Annotated in this window: 16 protein-coding genes; 9 read left to right on the forward strand and 7 right to left on the reverse strand. The window is 72.8% G+C overall.

The window, feature by feature from the left end:
• The first annotated feature begins 113 nt into the window (after window positions 1-113).
• From O0S08_RS27115 to O0S08_RS27130, 4 genes are all read left to right on the forward strand, one after another.
• Window positions 114-956: a hypothetical protein gene (locus O0S08_RS27115; protein ID WP_269032191.1), complete on the forward strand. Its 843-nt coding sequence runs from the start codon at window positions 114-116 to the stop codon at window positions 954-956.
• Window positions 957-1,313: 357 nt separating this feature from the next.
• On the forward strand, window positions 1,314-2,324 hold the full coding sequence (locus O0S08_RS27120; protein ID WP_269032192.1) for an NAD-dependent epimerase/dehydratase family protein: 1,011 nt from the start codon (window positions 1,314-1,316) through the stop codon (window positions 2,322-2,324).
• A gap of 435 nt (window positions 2,325-2,759) precedes the next feature.
• Window positions 2,760-3,737: a zinc-dependent alcohol dehydrogenase family protein gene (locus O0S08_RS27125; protein WP_269032193.1), complete on the forward strand. Its 978-nt coding sequence runs from the start codon at window positions 2,760-2,762 to the stop codon at window positions 3,735-3,737.
• Window positions 3,738-4,109: 372 nt separating this feature from the next.
• Window positions 4,110-5,063, forward strand: coding sequence for a hypothetical protein (locus O0S08_RS27130; protein ID WP_269032194.1), 954 nt, complete (start codon window positions 4,110-4,112; stop codon window positions 5,061-5,063).
• On the opposite strand, the gene O0S08_RS27135 is transcribed toward O0S08_RS27130, so the two are convergent.
• Window positions 5,053-5,373: a hypothetical protein gene (locus tag O0S08_RS27135; RefSeq protein WP_269032195.1), complete on the reverse strand. Its 321-nt coding sequence runs from the start codon at window positions 5,371-5,373 to the stop codon at window positions 5,053-5,055. The two genes, O0S08_RS27130 and O0S08_RS27135, sit on opposite strands and share 11 nt — an antisense overlap.
• Before the next feature lie 456 nt (window positions 5,374-5,829).
• Between O0S08_RS27135 and O0S08_RS27140 the strand changes: the two genes are divergently transcribed.
• Window positions 5,830-6,822, forward strand: a complete 993-nt coding sequence (locus O0S08_RS27140; RefSeq protein ID WP_269032196.1) for a WD40 repeat domain-containing protein — start codon at window positions 5,830-5,832, stop codon at window positions 6,820-6,822.
• A gap of 103 nt (window positions 6,823-6,925) precedes the next feature.
• On the opposite strand, the gene O0S08_RS27145 is transcribed toward O0S08_RS27140, so the two are convergent.
• From O0S08_RS27145 to O0S08_RS27155, 3 genes are all read right to left on the reverse strand, one after another.
• The gene (locus tag O0S08_RS27145; RefSeq protein WP_269032197.1) at window positions 6,926-7,513 is read right to left on the reverse strand and encodes a hypothetical protein; all 588 of its coding nucleotides are present in this window, start codon (window positions 7,511-7,513) and stop codon (window positions 6,926-6,928) included.
• Between the two features lie 294 nt (window positions 7,514-7,807).
• A complete protein-coding gene (locus O0S08_RS27150) occupies window positions 7,808-8,749 on the reverse strand; it encodes a M56 family metallopeptidase (protein WP_269032198.1) in 942 nt (313 codons plus the stop codon).
• 1 nt (window position 8,750) lies between these two features.
• Window positions 8,751-9,146, reverse strand: coding sequence for a BlaI/MecI/CopY family transcriptional regulator (locus O0S08_RS27155; protein WP_269032199.1), 396 nt, complete (start codon window positions 9,144-9,146; stop codon window positions 8,751-8,753).
• A 69-nt stretch (window positions 9,147-9,215) separates the two neighbouring features.
• On the opposite strand from O0S08_RS27155, the gene lspA reads away from it, so the two are divergent.
• The gene (gene lspA, locus O0S08_RS27160; protein ID WP_269032200.1) at window positions 9,216-9,695 is read left to right on the forward strand and encodes a signal peptidase II; all 480 of its coding nucleotides are present in this window, start codon (window positions 9,216-9,218) and stop codon (window positions 9,693-9,695) included.
• Between the two features lie 124 nt (window positions 9,696-9,819).
• Here the strand turns inward: lspA and O0S08_RS27165 are convergent, their stop codons facing one another.
• From O0S08_RS27165 to O0S08_RS27175, 3 genes are all read right to left on the reverse strand, one after another.
• Window positions 9,820-10,926 (reverse strand): DUF3089 domain-containing protein, encoded by a 1,107-nt coding sequence (locus O0S08_RS27165; protein WP_269032201.1) that lies wholly within the window; start codon window positions 10,924-10,926, stop codon window positions 9,820-9,822.
• Window positions 10,927-11,330: 404 nt separating this feature from the next.
• Entirely contained in the window at window positions 11,331-12,419 is a 1,089-nt protein-coding gene (locus tag O0S08_RS27170; RefSeq protein WP_269032202.1) for a glycosyltransferase, read from the reverse strand.
• Window positions 12,416-13,141, reverse strand: coding sequence for a class I SAM-dependent methyltransferase (locus tag O0S08_RS27175; RefSeq protein ID WP_269032203.1), 726 nt, complete (start codon window positions 13,139-13,141; stop codon window positions 12,416-12,418). Before O0S08_RS27175 ends, O0S08_RS27170 begins: the two co-directional genes overlap by 4 nt.
• Before the next feature lie 137 nt (window positions 13,142-13,278).
• On the opposite strand from O0S08_RS27175, the gene O0S08_RS27180 reads away from it, so the two are divergent.
• The 3 genes from O0S08_RS27180 (at window position 13,279) to O0S08_RS27190 (ending at window position 17,248) form a co-directional block, all read left to right on the forward strand.
• Window positions 13,279-14,442, forward strand: coding sequence for an imelysin family protein (locus O0S08_RS27180; RefSeq protein WP_269032204.1), 1,164 nt, complete (start codon window positions 13,279-13,281; stop codon window positions 14,440-14,442).
• An 8-nt stretch (window positions 14,443-14,450) separates the two neighbouring features.
• Window positions 14,451-15,830 carry a di-heme oxidoreductase family protein gene (locus tag O0S08_RS27185; protein WP_269032206.1) on the forward strand — a complete coding sequence of 460 codons (1,380 nt, stop codon included), beginning with the start codon at window positions 14,451-14,453 and terminating at the stop codon, window positions 15,828-15,830.
• Between the two features lie 347 nt (window positions 15,831-16,177).
• Window positions 16,178-17,248, forward strand: coding sequence for an imelysin family protein (locus O0S08_RS27190; RefSeq protein ID WP_269032207.1), 1,071 nt, complete (start codon window positions 16,178-16,180; stop codon window positions 17,246-17,248).
• Window positions 17,249-17,414: the final 166 nt, after the last annotated feature.

Consider the following 17,414-nt stretch of genomic DNA (forward strand, 5'->3'; position numbering starts at 1 on the left):
GCGCCGAGGTGACCGCCCCGCGAGTCATCCACGGCCGCGCGACGTGTTCGCGCCTCGCCGTGGCGAATCGCAACACATGTCCTTTCGGACATCCCCGGATCGGAACCACTACCATGGCCGCCACCGTCTCCCTCGCCCTCTCCGTCCTCCTCGCCGCCCAGCCCGCGGCGCCCGCTCCCCAGGCCGAGGGCCCCGCGCCTGCGCCCGCCGCCGACAGCAGCATCCCGGCCCCGACCTCCGCGCGCCCGCCCGAGCCGCGCTGGCGCGGCACCGGCCTGCTCGCCACCGCCGGCGTCCTCGGCGGCATCGGCTTCGGCGCCAACCTCGGCCGGGTGATCGCCGCCAGCCGCCTGTGCCGCGACCTCAGCTACGACAACGAGACCGGGAGCGCCGCCGGCTTCGAGGACTGCGCCTACGGCAGCGCCGCGCTCGGGATCCTCGCGCCCATCGGCCTCCTCTCCAACACCGCCGCCTTCGCCTTCGCCGCCGGCGGCGGCAGCATGCGCGGCCGCTGGGACGCCCACCGCACCGCCTTCTCCGGCGAACGCAAGCAGAACGCCGGCCTCCAGATCGGCCTCGGCGCCGGCCTCATGACCGCCGGCATCGTCACCTACCTCGGCGTCCGGATCGCCTCGTTCGCCGACGTCCTCGGCTTCGCCACCTGCAACGAGCGCAGCCCGATCCTCGCCATGAACGGCAGCGACCTCGGGGGCCCCGAGGTCGTCGAGGGCAACGTCCCCGAGTTCCGCCAGTGCATGGGCCGGCGCATGAGCGGCTACCTCGCGGGCATCGGCATCGGCCAGGCGATGAGCGTCGTCGGCGTCGGCCTGCTCACCCACGGCGCCGCCTACAACCGCAACCTCAAGCTGATGCGCTACATCACCCACAACCAGCTCCGGCTGCAGCCGACCCTGAGCTTCAATTATGCCGGCCTGACGCTGTCCGGCCGCTTCTGAGCGACCCCGACTCCCGCCGTCCGAGTCGCAGCGCCGATCGCGGATCCACTGCCCATTGGACCGACGATCGCGGCAGCGAGTGGCCCTGGTGATCGTCCTCCCACTGCGCGGCGGGCACTCGAGGCCCTGGACCTCGAGACGCTGAAGCGTCCCCGCCTGCACCAACGATCCCCGAGTCATCCAGGCGCAGCGTCCACGACCTCGGCGGTCCAGGTCGCCCAGGTCGACGAGACCCATGAGGAGGTGCTGCGGCCCTCGAACTCGGGGCAGCAAGCGTCGGCAAACTGCGCTGCACGCGGGTACTCGGGCGGTGCTAGGGTGCGTGGCGCACGGGGCTCGGCCCCGAGGGAATCGATCATGAAGCTCCTCGTCACCGGCAGCGCGGGTCATCTCGGAGAGGCGCTGGTGCGGACGCTCCGCGGCGACGGCCACGAGGTCGTCGGCCTCGACCGCCTCGCCTCGGCCTTCACCGACGTGGTGGGCTCGATCGTCGACCGCACCACGGTCGCGCGCGCGACCGCCGGCGTCGACGCGGTCGTGCATGCGGCGACGCTGCACAAGCCGCACGTCGCCACCCACACGCGCCGCGAATTCGTCGACACCAACATCACCGGCACCCTCAACCTGCTCGAGGCGGCGGCGGCGGCGGGGGTGCGGGCGTTCGTCTTCACCAGCACCACCAGCGCGTTCGGCCGCGCCCTCACGCCGCCCCCGGGCGCCCCGGCGGCGTGGATCACCGAGGCGGTCACGCCCGTGCCGCGCAACATCTACGGCGCCACCAAGGTCGCCGCCGAGGACCTGTGCGAGCTCGTGCACCGCGACACCGGCTTGCCGTGCCTGATCCTCCGCACCTCGCGCTTCTTCCCGGAGGAGGACGACGACGCGGCCACGCGGAGCGACTACCCCGGCGACAACGCCAAGACCAACGAGTACCTGTTCCGCCGCGTCGAGCTCGAGGACGTCGTCTCGGCCCACCTGCGGGCGCTCGAGCGGGCCCCGGCGATCGGCTTCGGCCGCTACATCGTCAGCGCGACGACCCCGTTCACCCCCGACGACCTCGCGGCCCTGCGCGAGGACGCTGCGGGCGTGGTCGGCCGGCTCTTCCCCGAATACGAGGCCGAGTACGCGCGCCGCGGCTGGCGGATGTTCCCCACCATCGATCGCGTCTACGTCAATCAGCGCGCGCGCGACGAGCTCGGCTGGCGGCCGCGGCACGACTTCGGCGCAGTCCTGAGCCGCCTGCGCGCCAACGAGGACCCCCGCAGCGCGCTCGCTCGCGCCGTCGGCTCCAAGGGCTACCACGAGCGCAGCTTCGCCGAGGGACCCTACCCCGTGCTGCCCCAGCGGCGCCCCGCCGCCGGCGAGTGAGCCTCGATCCGTCGCCTCGTCACGACGCAGCTCGTCGGACGCTCACCCCTGCGGAGTCACGGCGCCTCCGCGGGACGCGCTCGTGACTCCTCTCGTCATGCCTGACACTCTTCGAGCGCCGGCGGCTCCGCATGTGGCTCTCCTCGTGACACTGACGCGAAGGCGTCCGTGATCCGGGGCGGCCACGGCACGCGAGCCGGCCCGTGGCGATCTCGGCATGAAGATCCTCCTCGCGCGACCCTCGGCGATCGCCGCGACTCGTGCGCGTCGTCTGGCCGCTTCTCACCCCGCGCCTGCCCTCGCGTCGGCTTGAGAGACCTGCGCTTCGACCCTGCGCCTCGCCGACGTCCCGGTCGCGGCAACGACGGCCGGCGGCACGCCGATCCCCGCCGGGCGGCCGTGAGATCCGGCCTGCAGCGGTGCTACGTTTCGGGCATGCGAGCCGTTCAGTTCTCACGCTTCGGCGAACCCGGCGAGGTCGCCGAGGTCATCGACCTCCCCGCACCTCCACCGCCCGGCCCCGGGCAGGCCGCCGTCGATCTTCTGGCCGCGCCGATCAACCCGGCCGACCTGCTCAACCTGCGCGGTCAGTACGGCATCGTCCCGACGTTGCCGGCGATCGCCGGCCTCGAGGGCGTCGGGGTCGTCACTGCCATCGGCCCTGGCGTCGATCACGTCCGCGTCGGCGACCGCGTCCTCCTCGGCGGCGGCACCTGGCGTGAGCGCCAGGTCGTCTCGGCCGCCGGCCTGTTCGCCCTCCCGCCGGGGCTGCCGAGCGAGCAGCTGGCGATGCTCACAGTCAACCCGCTGACCGCCCGCGCCCTCATCCACGACGCTCAGCTGCAGCCGGGCCAGTGGGTCATCAAGAACGCCGCCAACTCGGGCGTCGGCCGGGCCTTCTTCACCCTGGCCAAGAAGGCCGGCGCGCGCGGGATCGCCGTCGTCCGTCGACCTGGCCTCGAGGACCTGTTGAAGAGCTGGGGCGCCGAGGTCGTGCTCGTCGACGGTCCCGACCTCGCCGAGCGCGTCAAGGCCGTCGTCGGCGACGGCACCCTGCGCTACGCCGTCGACGCCATCGGCGGCAGCGCCACCGCGCGCCTGGCCGCCACGCTCAGCCCGGGCGGCGTCGTCGTCAACTACGGCCTCCTGTCGGGCGAGGCCTGCCAGGTCTCCGGCGTCGACCTGGTGTTCCGCAACATCGTCCTGCGCGGCTTCTGGCTGGTGAACTGGTTCCAGCACACCCCGCGCGAGGGCGTCGCCAAGGCCTTCGGCGAGCTGATCGGCCTGCTCGCAGCCGGCGAGCTGACCACCCCGATCGAGGCCACCTACCCGCTCGAGCGCGTCGGCGAGGCCCTGCGCCACGCCGAGAAGCAGCACCGCGAGGGCAAGGTCCTGATCGTCATCGGCTCCTGACTCTTCTAATTAAGAACAGATGTCCCATCCGCCATGTCTCGAGTGACATGTCGGATGGGACATGCCAGCCGGGACAACTCCACGGCCTCGATCTGCCCGCGCCCCGCCCGGCCTGCGGCGTCGCTCGCTCGTCGACGAGGCCTTGCGCGTCCTCGGCTCCCGCGCGCTCTCCGGCCGTGCTCATCGCCATGTCCCGACAAACATGTCTGATTCGACATGGGTGATGCGTCGAGCCGCCGCCCGTGCACCCGCACGCCCCGCGCCGCTCGCTCGCCGCACCCCGCGAGCGACCAGCCGCGCGGCCGCGGCACCGCCCGGGTCGCTTGCCGCGCGCCGACCTCGGGGGACACTGAATCCACCGAGGAGGTGGAAATGCGTCGTCTCGTCATCGTCACCGCGGCCCTCGCCTGCGCCTGCAACGAGCCCGCAGGGCGCCCGGCCGGGGTCCTCCCCACCGGCACGACCGCCGCCGGCGCCGAGGGAGACGAGGGCACCACCGGCCCCGCCGAGACCGGCGACGAGGCCACGGCAGGTTCCCTCGCCACCGAGGGCACCACCGGCCCCGTCCAGACCGAAACCTGCATGGAGCTGACGCCGATCCGCGAGGAAGAGTTCGCCGCCCGCTTCGCCCACGCCGTGTGCGGCCAGAAGGCCGCCTGCGGCTGCGCCCTCCCCCCCGACTGCGTCGATCGCTTCGCCCGCCAGTTCGAGGCCGTGCGGACCTACGCCCGGATCCACGCCCCGCACTACGACGGCGCCTGCGCTGCGGCCGTGCTCGCCGACACGGTCGAGACGCGCGGCTGCAACGTCAAGTCGCAGTTCTACCAGCACGACTGGTGTCAGCTCGGCTGCGAGGTCTTCCGCGGCGACGTCCCGCACGGGCGCGGCTGCGGCGAGTCCGTATCGACCGACCTCGCCGCCTTCATCGACGTCTGCGCCGACCCCGGCGACGCCTGCGGCATCCTCGGCACCCGCACCTGCGAATCGCTCGACGCCATCCCCACAGTCGGCCGCGGCGACGAGTGCCTGTCCTCCGATAGCGCGACCCTCTCCAACTGCGAGGAGGGCCTGTGGTGCAACTACGACAGCCGCGTGTGCGTCCCCGAGGTCGGCATCGGCGAGAATTGCGGCGACTTCGCCGAATGCACCTACGACGCCTGGTGCGACGCCCAGGCGGTCTGCCAGCCAGCCCTCGCCCACGGCGAGCCCTGCGACGGCAATCGCCAGTGCCTCTCGCTCACCTGCACCGGCGGCCGCTGCGACGATTACGTGATCCTCTGCCGCGTCGACAGCCCCTCCGACCTGCTGTTCCCGTTCACGCTGTGAAGCCGGCGCGGCGCGCCGAGCGGCCCCCCACGGCATCGAGCCGCCCCGCCCCGCCCGCCGGGCGCCCCGTCATTCCTGACAGATCGTGACCTTCGAAGGTCGGCGCGTAGTAGCACGTGACGAGATAGTAAGAGCCGTCGCCGTTGACGACGTTGCCGACCCAATGCCGGCGAGACGCGCCGTTCGGCGCGCACAGCCAGAAGCCGTTCGAATGGAAGACCGTCCCGATCGAATAGTAGCCGGACAGGCAGCTGTCCCAGTGCCGCAGAGCGCGTCGAAACAGGGGAGAGCGCCGAAGCGTCGATTTCACAAGTACAACGTCGGGGAGCCGACCAGATTCGGCAGACATCGAGAGAAGAGGTTCGACTCCTGCCGCGGCTCCGCCGGCGTCGAACCGGCTCCGACCTCGCCGACCCGGTCGTGCTCGCGGAAGTCCGATCGGGCCTCGGCGGGGTGCAGCATCCCCTCCCTGCGAACGAGTACACCCTCGCAGGGAACTCTTCACCCCGGTCGAGCCCAGGACTTCTGCGCCGACGTGCGAGCAACAGCCATGGCGAGCTGCCGGGCGCGATCCGCCCTGGCCTCCACGTCGAAGTCGGGCGCCCCGAATCGAGTCATCACCTTCGACGGCTCGCCCGCGGGGTCACTCGCCAGCTGAGACCTCACCGCAGCCGCGGCCCGCCGCCCCGGAACCGGCCTCCGACGCCCCTGGAGCCCCCTGCAAGACCGTTGCGCGCCGCCGCGCCTCGTGTTACCCGGCATGCGCATGATCGCCTTCGATAGTACCGGTCGCAACCTCGTGCTCGCCGACGACGCCGAGTTCCTCGTCCACGACGGTCCGAGCGAGGGCCCGCGCTGGCGGCGGGACTGCAAGTCTCCGCTCATCGCGGTGGGTGCCACCGCCGACGCGGTCATCAGCGTCGACGAGGACGGCCAGGCCGTGTGGCACGATCCGCAGCGCGACGTCCAGCGAGCCACCGCCGAGGCCGGTGACCTCGCCCGCGCCGCCGCGATCTCGCCTTCGGGACATGTCCTCGTGGCCACCTCGGACGGCGCCGTCGAGCTGACCCCGAGCGGCCCGGGCCGGCGGCACGCCTGGCCCGACGCGACCGTGGTCGCCTGGGGCGTCGGCGGGCAGATCCTCGTCGCCGACCAGCAGGGCAAGGTCGGCGTGTTCGGCCCCGCCGGCCTCGTGCTCGAGGTCCAGCTCGAAGCGCCGCCGGTCGCAGCCACCTGGAACGCGCGCGGCTTCTGGATCGTCGCCACCGCCCGCAAGCTGCTGCGCATCGAGGGCGGCGCACTCCACCACCTCACCGGCGGCCCGGCCGACATGCCGATCCGCGCCGTCGCCAGCTCGCTCGGCGGCGACGCGATCGCCATGGTCCTCGGCGAGAGCCTCGTCATCGTGCTCTCGTGGCCGGGGCGCGACAACATCGGCCAGCTCCGCTACCTCGACCGCGTCGTCGACGGCGTGCAGTTCGGCCCCGAGCCGTGGCTGGCGGTCGGCCTCGACGGCGGCGACGGCAACAAGTTCGACCTCGGCAACGGCAACCTGAACCGCACCGACACCCACCCCGGCCGCGAGCATCGCCGCTGGATGGTCAGCGTCTCCGTCAACCCGCCCCAGCCCGCCGAGCCGTCCGCGCCGCCCCAGCCCGCCGCCGAGGCCCAGCCCGCCGCCAAGCCCAAGGCCTCGCTCCTCCTGTTCACCGTCGTCGCGCTCATCGTCCTCTACACGATCGTCCGCTTCGGCTCGTGAGCCCCGCCCGCCGGACGCGAACCACCGGGCCGAATCGACCGGTACGACGATAGGCCCATGGGACATGTCCTCTTCGACGTGTCCCATAAGCAAGAGGCGCGACTCACTGCGACTCGAAGCGCGTCGTGATGCGCTCGCCGTTCGACAGCTGGCACTCGCCCGTGCCGCCGCCCTTGATCCCGCGATCGGGGTCGTCGAGCGTGAAGCGACAGCGCATCTTCGTCCCGCGGTCGCCCTGGAGCGTGGCCACCACCTTGCCGGTGTTGTTGGTGATGAACTCCTCGACCGTATCGTAGTAGGGCCAGCTGCCGCCCCAGTACCAGCTCGGGCCCATCCACGGGTCGGCGTACCACGCGTTGTAGAAATCACCGTACTCGTCCACCGTCGCGGTCCTGGAGATCTCGTGGTACTTGCCCGTGAACGACTCCCCGTCGGGAAGCTTGGTCTTGATCCGGCCCGACAGCGAATCGTCGCCGGACGTCCAGTGGAACACCACATTCTCGTGCTTGACCGCCGGCGCGGCCGCGCCGGTCTGGGCGCCGCTCGTCTTGCCGGCCGGCTCGGGCGCGGCGGTGTCGGGGTTCGTCACCTCGCCCCCGAAGCTCCCGCGGGAGCAGGCGGATACCAGGAGCAGCAGGAGCCATTGTGGGGCGCGCGAGGTCGCAGCGCGGCGGAGTTCTCGTCGGTTCATGGGCGCGAGAAGTTGCCCGATCCGCCCTGCATGCAGCCGCCCGGCCTCGGCCGCGCCGCCAACGCCGGCCCCAGGCCCGGTTTCGCGCCGTTTTGCCCGCGCGCGCTGTGACCCGCGGCACCTTCATGATCGCGGCCGCCCGCTCCGGCGCGTCTTCCGCCTGTCCCTCCGGCCAGCTCGATGCAATCGTCGGACGCGCCCGCTCGACCCGACGGCGCCGCATTCACCGCACCATTCACCGCCGCAGCCCCGACCGCGCCTCGCTGGCCCATGGCATTCGCCCGACGCGCCCGCTCAACCCGACGGCGCTGCATTCACCGCACCATTCACCGCCGCAACCTCCGACCGCTCCGCCGAGCGCGCCTCGCAGGCGGTCACCATCGTCGCCAGCACCAGCGCCGCACCCACCAACCGCGGCACGCCCCAGCCCAGCGGGCCGGGCGCACCGCTGCGGATCCGCCGAACATCGAGCACCCCTCGCACGCGCGCGCGCAGGCCGTCGGCCGCGACCCGCCCGGCCCGCTCGAGCTGCGCGCGGGCCACTGCCACCAATTGCGCCGCGTAGCTCGAGCACGGGATCCCCGTGTGCAGCGCCGCGTCGTCGGCCGCGTCCTCCGCGTGAGCCCGCAGCCGCCGCAGCGCCCACCAGGCCAGCGGATTCGGCCAGTAGAGGGCTCGGGCCAGCCCGCCGGCCAGCAGCAGCAGGCCGTCCGCGCGGGCGACGTGCGCCAGCTCGTGAGCCAGCAGCGCCCGTCGTTCGGCCGGCGGCGCAGCGAGCATCCCCGTCGGCACCAGGACCACCGGCCGCAGCCACCCCACCACCATCGGCGTCCGCGCCGACCCGCACGCGCGCAGCTCCACCCGCGGACCCGCCGCGAGCTCGCCTGCGGTCTCGCGCCACGGACCTGCCGCGATCGACGTCGCCCGCCGCACCCGCCGGCGCGCCAGCACCTGGCCGCGGACCAGCCGCGCCAGCAGCCACGCCGTCCCGCTCGCCCACGCCGCCAGCAGCCCCACCGCCAGCGCCCCCGGCAGCCGCGACTCCGACGTCACCAGCGCCAGCCGCGGCAGCGGCAGCACCAGCGCCACCGCGATCGCCAGCGCCCAGATCTGCCGCCGCACCGCCGCGCTGCGCCCCCGCGCGCACATGTCCAAAAGGCCAGCCGATGCGAACACCAGCGCGCCCACCAGCTCGAGCGAGCCGAGCCACAGCGCCGCCGTCGACGCCTCGTTCACCTCAGCGGCCCTCCTTGCGCGCCTGCTCGATCATCGCCCCTAGCTCGTCGAGCTCGTCGCGCGACAGCTCGCGCCCGTCGAGGTCGAGCAACGCCGCCACCGCGTCGCTCGCCGAGCCGCCGAAGAACGTGTCGACCACGTGCGCCAGCGCGGACGTGGCCACGCGATCGCGCGGGCGCGTCGGCGAGTACACGTACGTCGGCCCGTCCTGCTTGTGGCGCAGGTGGCCCTTGTCCTCGAGCACCTTCACCAGCGCGCGCACGGCCGAGTACGTCGGCGGATCGGGCAGCTCGTCGAGCACCTCGCGGATGGTCGCCTGCCCGCGCCGGTAGACGATGTCCATGATCTGCCGCTCACGCCGGCTCAGCGGATCGAGGTCGGACTTGCGTCGCGTCATCCCGTGTGCTGTTTTTCTAGCACGATGCTAAAAAACCAGCAAGTCCCCGCCAGCCCGCGTCTGTGGGCTGTGCTCGCCCTCTCTGCCGCCGGCGCGCTCGCGCTCGACCTGGGGACCAAGCAGTGGGTCTGGGACCACTTGCGCCCGACCGGCCGGGCCGTCGTCCTGTGGGATCCGCTGCTCGAGCTCGCCTTCGCCTACAACCGGGGCAGCGCCTTCGGCCTCGTGCGGCGGCTCGACTACCCGCTCGTCCTGCTCGCCCTCACCCTGGCGATGATCGCCTGGATCGTCCTCACCACCCGCGCCGCGCACGGCACCCGCCTGCGCTTCATCGCCGGCGGCCTCATCGCCGGCGGCGCGCTCGGCAACCTCTACGACCGCCTCTTCCGCGTCGACCCGCTCGGCCACCGCGGCGTCGTCGACTTCATCAAGTTCAACTACCCCTGGGGCGGCAGCTGGCCGAGCTTCAACATCGCCGACGCCGCCCTGGTCGTCGGCGTCGTCCTCCTGATCTGGGACCTGCGCGCCCGCAAACCCGCCCCCGCATGAACGTGAGCCGCACCGCGGGCCTCGCTCTTCCGACCGGTCGTTCAACCTCCCTCGGCCAGCAACCTGTCCCTTCGACCAGCCCGCCGCGCGGCCTCGCCTCGACCTGTCCCTTCGACCAGCTCGTTCACTGCCGCGCCAGGAACGCCGCCGCTCGCGCCGCCGCGTTCGCCCGCAGATCCATCCAGAACAGCCCGTACTCGATCGCGTGATAGTTCCCCGCCCCGAGCGCGTGGTCGAGCAGTCGGCTCATGAAGTCGCGGGGCACCGGCCCGGACAGCTCCACGCGCAGCGTCCCTGCCTCGCAGCGCGCCCTCACGAAGTCCGCCTGCGGCCTCGGCCGAGCTCCGTGACTGTCCCAAAAGACAGCCCCGAGCCCCCCGCTCGCCGCCGCTTCATCGGCGCGCCAGGTCAGCGGATTCACGCACACCCGCCTCGGCGCCGGCGCATCCCTCGGCGGCGGCGGGTTCTCCACGAACTCGATCCCCTCGCTGTACTCCGGGCCGCGCGCGTTGAAGGCCACCACGCAACCCGTCTGTTCCGCCGACCCGCACACCGGCACCTCGCCGAGCCCCTCGAGCGTGATCGGCCCACCGATCAGGTACGCCGCCACCAGCCGCGCGCGCAGCGGTCCCGGCGCGATCACCTCGCGCAGCAGTCGCAGCCCCACGAACGACCCCTGGCTGTGGCCCGCGAGGATGAACGGCCGGCCCTGGTTGTCGTGCTCGAGGTAGTGGCGGAACGCCGCGATCACGTCGTCCCCGGCCAGCCCGATCGCCCCCGCCCCGTCGGCCGACGCCCTCGTGAAGGCGGTCATGTTGGCCTGGCGGTAGCGCGGCGCGAACACCCGGCAGCAGCCCGAGAACGCGCTCGCCTGGATCCGCGTCGACCCCAGGTCGGTCGCCTCGTTGACCGTCGCGTCGTCGAGCCGCGCGTTCCACGAGTCGCCGAGGAACGACGTAGGGTGGAGGTAAAACACATCGACCTCGGGGGCAGTCGCGACCGCCACGCCTTCCACCTCTGCATCCGCCGCGTCCGCCGTCTCGGGCCGGGCGCTCCACGCCGCGGGATCGTCGTAATTCGGCGCCGGCGGGGCATTCGCGCGATCGAACGGCACCCCCGGCGCCGCCATCGCCAGCACGATGTCGCCGAGGAACGCCCACCCGACCATCACGCACGCGACCAGCAGCGCCACGAACGCGAGCAGGGCCCATTGCAAACGGCGCCTCGTCACGCTCCCCGCCCCTCCGCGACCCGCTCCTCCTTGGATGCCCCAAAGGACAGGTTGCCCGTCTCCATCCCGACCCGACGTCTCGCGCCGGAGCCCGACCGCGCCGGCCGCCTCTGCGCATCGATGTCGGCCTCGAGTCGAGTCGTCACGAATGCTGGTTTTCTAGCACTATGCTAAAAAACCAGCAAGCCGCGGCCGGCGGAACCACGATCGGCGAGGTCGAATCAGCCCTCGCGGCTCGTATGCGCCACGGGCGGCGAGCTCGGTGAGCCTTGGAGACGCCCGCTCAAGCAGCTTGGGTTCGCTGCCGCTCCGTCGCTTCCTGGAATTCCCACCCGAACAGTGACAGCGACCCGATGGGCCGCACATTCAAGAGCAGGCCGCGGTCGACGTCCGCGACGCCTTGTTCACGCCCCTTGCGCCAGCGCCTGCGACAGCGCCTGCGCCAGAAGTTGCGGCGCCCCCGGTCGCACCAGCGTCGTCTCCGGATACAGGTCGCGCATCAGCTCCGGGATCCCGCCCACCGCGGTCGCCACCACCGGCAGCCCGTAGCGCTTCGCCTCCGCGATCACCAGCGGCGCCCCTTCGGACAGCCCCCCGATCTCGCGCGACGGCACGCACAGCAGGGCCGCCCGGCGGTACAGCGCCTCCTTCTGCGCCCCCTCGACGAACCCGTGGAAGCGCGCGTCGAGGCGCAGCCCCTCGGCCATCCCTTGCAGCCGGCGCCGCTCCGGCCCGTCGCCGGCGATCGCCAGGCGCGGGCGTCGGGGCATCAGCGCCGCCGCGCGCAGCAGGTCGTCGACCCCCTTCTGCTTGATCAGCCGGCCGAGGAACAGCACCTCGTCGGCTGCTCTCTCGGACATGTCTCTCACGACATGTCCTTCCGCACCTGCCCCTTCGGCCACGCTGCCGACCATCGTCTCGACCCGCAGCGGCGGCGGCCCCGGCCAGGCCGCGGCCACCCGGGCCAGCTTCTCGGCCGAGGGCAGCGCCACGCTCTCCGCCTGGCCCAACGCCGCCAGCGCCGCCTCGCGCAGCGGCCCGGGCAGGCGCAGCAGCAGGTCGACGTCGGTGCCGTGGCCGTACAGCTCGCACGGCACGCGGGCGGCGCGGGCCGCCTCGGCCGCCAGCCAGCCGCACGGCAGCAGCATGTGAGCGGCGACCTTGTCGGGCCGGAACGCCCGGATCTCGCGCTGCAGGGCCCGCTGCAGCGCGGCCACGAACGGCAGCACCAGCAGGGCGCGCCACGGCCGGTCGCGGATGTTCTCGAGGATCCCGAACTGCCCCGTCAGCGACGACATGCCGGCCGGCGCGTAGGCGAAGCGGACCACCTCGCACGGCGACGGCAGCGCGCCGCGGACCCACGCGGTCCGCGGGACCAGGAACCTGACCGTGTCGCCGGCCGTCGCGCGCGCCTCCCAGTGACGCAGGATGAAGCGACCACGCGGGTCGCCGGGCCACTGCGGGAAGGTCGTCGTGACGACCAGGACCCTCACAGCTTCTCCGCCACGAACACGTAGAACCCGGCCACCGCGGCCAGCGGGCTCTCCATCAGCGCCCACTCGACGCGGTCGTGGACCTTGCCGAGGACCGGCAGGCGGCAGATCACCGGGTGCGGCGTCGTGATGCGGATGCCCGCGCGGGCGACCACGCGGGTCCCGACCGGCAGCACACTCTCGGCCTCGGCCGGGCTGAGGAAGCGGGTCGAGATCGCCGCCTCGTCGTAGGTCTGCGACGTCTTGCGCGGGCCCCACAGCCGCTTGATGAGGTAGCGCAGCGAGTTGCGGTTGTAGATGTCGAAGATGATGTGGCCGCCCGGCCGGGTCACCCGCGCCATCTCCGCCAGGCAACGCTCCCAGCCCGGCACGTGGGCCAGCACCTTGAAGGAGTAGGTCACGTCGAAGCTGCCGTCGGCGAACGGCAGGTCGGTCGCGCTCGCCTCCTGCACGTCGAGCCCCCGGCTCCTGGCGTGCTCGAGCATCCCGGGCGACAGGTCGACGCCCTTGGCGCTGCGGGCCGCCGCCGCCACCCTCTGGAGGATCAGGCCGGTCCCGCAGCCGACCTCCAGCGCGTCCTTCCCCTGGGCGTAGCGGCTGACGATCGCCGCCGCCTGGTCGTCGATGAGCTTGTGGTATCCGCGATCGCGGCCGTCGTCGTAGCCGGCCGAGAAAGCGTCGTAATAGTTACGGTTCTGTGAAGAATCGGCGGTCGCCGCCATGGCCGGCACCATAGCCGCGGCCCTGGCGTGCGTCCAGGCACCCCCGGGGCGTTGACATTGAAAACCACTTTCAGTATCCCAGCCGAACGCCATCGCGCTTTTTGCCCTGGCGCGCCTCACGGACTGGAAGCCCACGCATGCGCCGCTCGCTCCTCGCCCTCTGCCTCCTCCCCGCCTGCACCAACTCCGCCGCCACCGGCTGGGACGACGAGTCCTTCCGCACCGAGGCGCAGAGCGTCGTCGATCGCTACGCCGAGCTCGTCTCCGCCGCCTACGAGAAGTCGAGCCGCGGCGCCGAGCAGATGGACAGCGCGCTGCAGGCGTTCGTCGCCGCCCCCTCGGCCGACACCCTCGAGGCCACCAAGACCGCGTGGCTCGGCGCGCGCGACGACTACGGCCTGACCGAGGTGTTCCGCTTCTACAACGGCCCGATCGACGCCGCGCCCGACGAGCTCGAGGGGCGGATCAACGCCTGGCCGATGGACGAGGCGTACATCGACTACGTCGAGGGCATGCCCGACGTCGGCATCATCAACGACCTCGCCGGCTACCCCGAGATCACGCGCGACGTGCTGATCGAGCGCAACGGCGCCGAGGGCGAGGACAGCATCTCGACCGGCTGGCACGCGATCGAGTTCCTGCTGTGGGGCCAGGACCTGAGCGCCACCGGCCCGGGCGAGCGGCCGTACACCGACTACGTCGACGCGCCGGACGGCACCGCCGCCAACCAGGACCGCCGCCGCCAGTACCTCACCCTGACGAGCGAGCTGCTGCTCGACGACCTCGCGCGCGTCGCCGACGCCTGGTCCGAAGGACAGGCCAACTACCGCGCCGACTTCGTCGCCCAGGACCCCAAGGACGCGATCGGCAAGATCCTGCTCGGCATGGCCAGCCTCAGCGGCGCCGAGCTCGCCGGCGAGCGCATGACCGTGGCCTACGACACGCGCGAGCAGGAGGACGAGCACTCCTGCTTCAGCGACAACACCCACAAGGACCTGCTGGCCAACATCCAGGGCATCGAGGACGTGTACCTCGGCCGCATCGGCGATCAGGCCGGCCCCAGCCTGTCGAGCCTGGTCGCCCGCATCGACGCCGACGTCGACGCCGTCGCCACCGCGAAGCTGCAGGCGGCCGTCGCCGCGGTCAAGGCCATCCCGGCGCCGTTCGACGCCGCCATCCAGGCGGCCGACGGCAGCCCGGAGCGCACCGCGGTCAAGGCCGCGATCGACAGCCTCAAGGAAGCGACCGACGCGCTGGTCGCGGTCGCCGACGCGCTCGAGATCGAGCTCAACCTGGAGTAGACTCGGACGTGCGCCGCCTGCCTGTCCTTTTGGTCCTGTTCCTCGGGTCATCTTGTGACGGTGACCCCGCGCCGGCGCTCGAGCCGGGCGAGGAGCTGGCCGGCGGCGACACCACGATCCGCGACGAGAGCCCCAACGCGTTCTCGTACAGCGCCCGCAACATGAGCTTCGAGCGGCGCCAGCGGTTCGTGGTCGGCAACTCGTTCTTCAACAAGAACTGGGTCATCGCCCCGGCCTCGACCACCGGGCGCGACGGCCTCGGGCCGACCTTCAACGCCCGCTCGTGCTCGGCCTGCCACTTCAAGGACGGCCGCGGCCGCCCGCCCGAGGGCGACGAGGCGTTCGCCAGCATGCTGATGCGCCTGTCGGTCCCGGGCGAGGGCCTGCACGGCGGCCCCCGCGACGTCCCCGGCTACGGCGACCAGCTGCAGCCGAACGGCATCGACGGGGTCCCCGGCGAAGCTGTCCCGAAGGTCACGTGGGTCGAGCAGCCGGGTTCCTTCGCCGACGGCGAGACGTACAGCCTGCGCGCCCCGACCTACACCCTCGAGGACCCGGCCTACGGCCCGCTCCCGCCCGACCTGCGGGTCTCGCCGCGGGTCGCCCCGGTGATGATCGGCATGGGCCTGCTCGAGGCCATCCCCGCGGCCGACATCCTCGCCCGCGAGGACCCGGACGACGCCGACGGCGACGGCGTCTCCGGCCGCGCCAACTATGTGTGGGACCTCGCCACCGACGCCGCGGTGCTCGGCCGCTTCGGCTGGAAGGCCAACCAGCCGACCGTCGCCCAGCAGACGGCCGGCGCCTTCCTCGGCGACATGGGCCTGACGACGGCGATGTTCCCGCTGGAGAACTGTCCCGAAGGCCAGCCGGACTGCGCCGCCGCCCCGAACGGCGGCGCGCCCGAGGTCGCCCCGGACCTGCTCGACGACGTCATCTTCTACGCCGCCACCCTCGCCGTGCCGGCCCGCCGCGACGCCGGCGCCCCCGAGGTCCTGCGCGGCAAGCAGGTGTTCGCCGACGCCGGCTGCGCCGACTGCCACGTGCCGCGCCACGTCACCGCCGAGGACGCCGCCATCGAGGAGGTCCGCGGCCAGACGATCTGGCCGTACACCGACCTCCTCCTGCACGACCTGGGCGACGCCCTCGCCGACGGCCGCCCCGACTACCTCGCCGACGGCAACGAGTGGCGCACCCCGCCGCTGTGGGGCATCGGCCTGGTCGAGACCGTCAACGGCCACACCACCTTCCTCCACGACGGCCGCGCCCGCTCGCTGATGGAGGCCGTCCTGTGGCACGGCGGCGAGGCCGAGCCGGCCCGCGAGGCCGTCCGCGCCCTCCCCCGCGACGAGCGCGACGCCCTGATCGCCTTCCTGGAGTCGCTGTGACCGCCACGGACACGGCGCCTGGCCGCTCGCACATGTTTCTTCAAACCGGTGCGAAAGGGCATGTCTTCCAGGACATGTCCCGAAGCGCGGCCGCGCCGACGCCTGAAGACGGCTCGCGCAACGACGAGCCCGCGCCGCCCGCATCCGCCCCGCCTCTCGCGCCGCCGTCGCTCGCGCCAACGCCCACTGAAAGGTCGCACGGCGACGAGCCCGCGCCGCGTGCGTCCGCGGCGGCGCACGCAGGCTCGTCCCGCGACGAGCCTGAACCCGCCGCCTCTCGCTCCGCCGTCCCGCCCCTCGAGGTCCCGATGATCCGCGCCGGTCTCTCTCGCCATGTCCTCACGGCCATGCTCTTCGGGGCAGGTGCCGGCACGCTCGTCGGCCTCGCCTGCGGCGGCGGCGGCGACGACTCACGCCCGGCAGTGCTCGAGCACGTCGCCCGCGAGGTCGCCGTGCCGGCCTTCACCGCCCTGCACGACCGGGCCGAGGAGATGGTCGCGACCATGGACTTCCTGTGCGCGGCCCCCGATCCCGGCGCCCTCGCGACCGCACAGACGGCCTGGTCGGCCGAGCGCGACGCGTGGTCGCGCGTGCTCCCGTTCGGCTTCGGGCCGCTGCCGGCCGAGCTCAACGCCCTCGACTTCTGGCCGGTGCGCATCGACACCATCGAGGACGCGGTCGCCGGCGCCCCCGAGGCGGCCGACGCCGCCTACCTCGGCACCCTGGGCGTCAGCGCCAAGGGCATGCCTGCGCTCGAGTACCTGTTGTGGGGCGAGACCTCGGGGGAAGCGCTCACGGCCCTCCAGGCCCCCGAGGGCGCCCGCCGCTGCGCCTACGCCCGCGCTCTCGCCGTCGACATCGCCGCCCGCACCGACGCCCTGGCGACCGCCTGGTCCGGCGGGTACGCCGACGAGCTGGCCTCCGCGGGCAGCGGCAGCACCGTCTACGGCTCGCTCAAGGCCGGCCTCGACGAGGTCGTCAACAAGTCGATCGACGCCTGCCTCACCATGGTCAAGGGCAAGCTCGACAACCCGCTCGGCAACCTCACCGGCGCCGCCGAAGATCCGTCCCTGATGGAGTCGCGCTTCTCCGGCCGCACCCGCGCCGACCTGCAGGCCAGCCTCGCCGGCGTGTGGGCCGTCTACCACGGCGCCGACCCGGACGCGCCCGCGGCCGGGATCTCGGTCCTCGTCCGCGAGCTCGACCCCAGCCTCGACGACCGCGTGCGAGCCCAGTACGCCCGCGCCGTCGAGGTCCTGGCCGCCGTCCCCGAGCCCATGACCTCCGCCCTCCTGGCCGATCGCACCGCCGTCCAGCTCGCGCGCGACGAGCTCGACACCTTCCGCCGCCTGCTCAAGCTCGACGTCGCCAGCACCCTCGGCGTCACCCTCGCCCTCAGCGACAACGACGGCGACTGACCCGAAGGACATGTCCGAGCAACGCCGCCCCGACCGCCGCCGGCCCGCTCCGGTCGCCGGGCCGGCCGATCCGCGTGCCCCGAACGACATGTCCTCGCGGACATCCGACCCGACCGCCGGGCTCTCGCATGCCCCTAACGACACGCCCTCACGGACATCCCCGGCC

Source organism: Nannocystis punicea (assembly GCF_026965555.1).
Lineage (GTDB): Bacteria > Myxococcota_A > Polyangia > Nannocystales > Nannocystaceae > Nannocystis > Nannocystis punicea.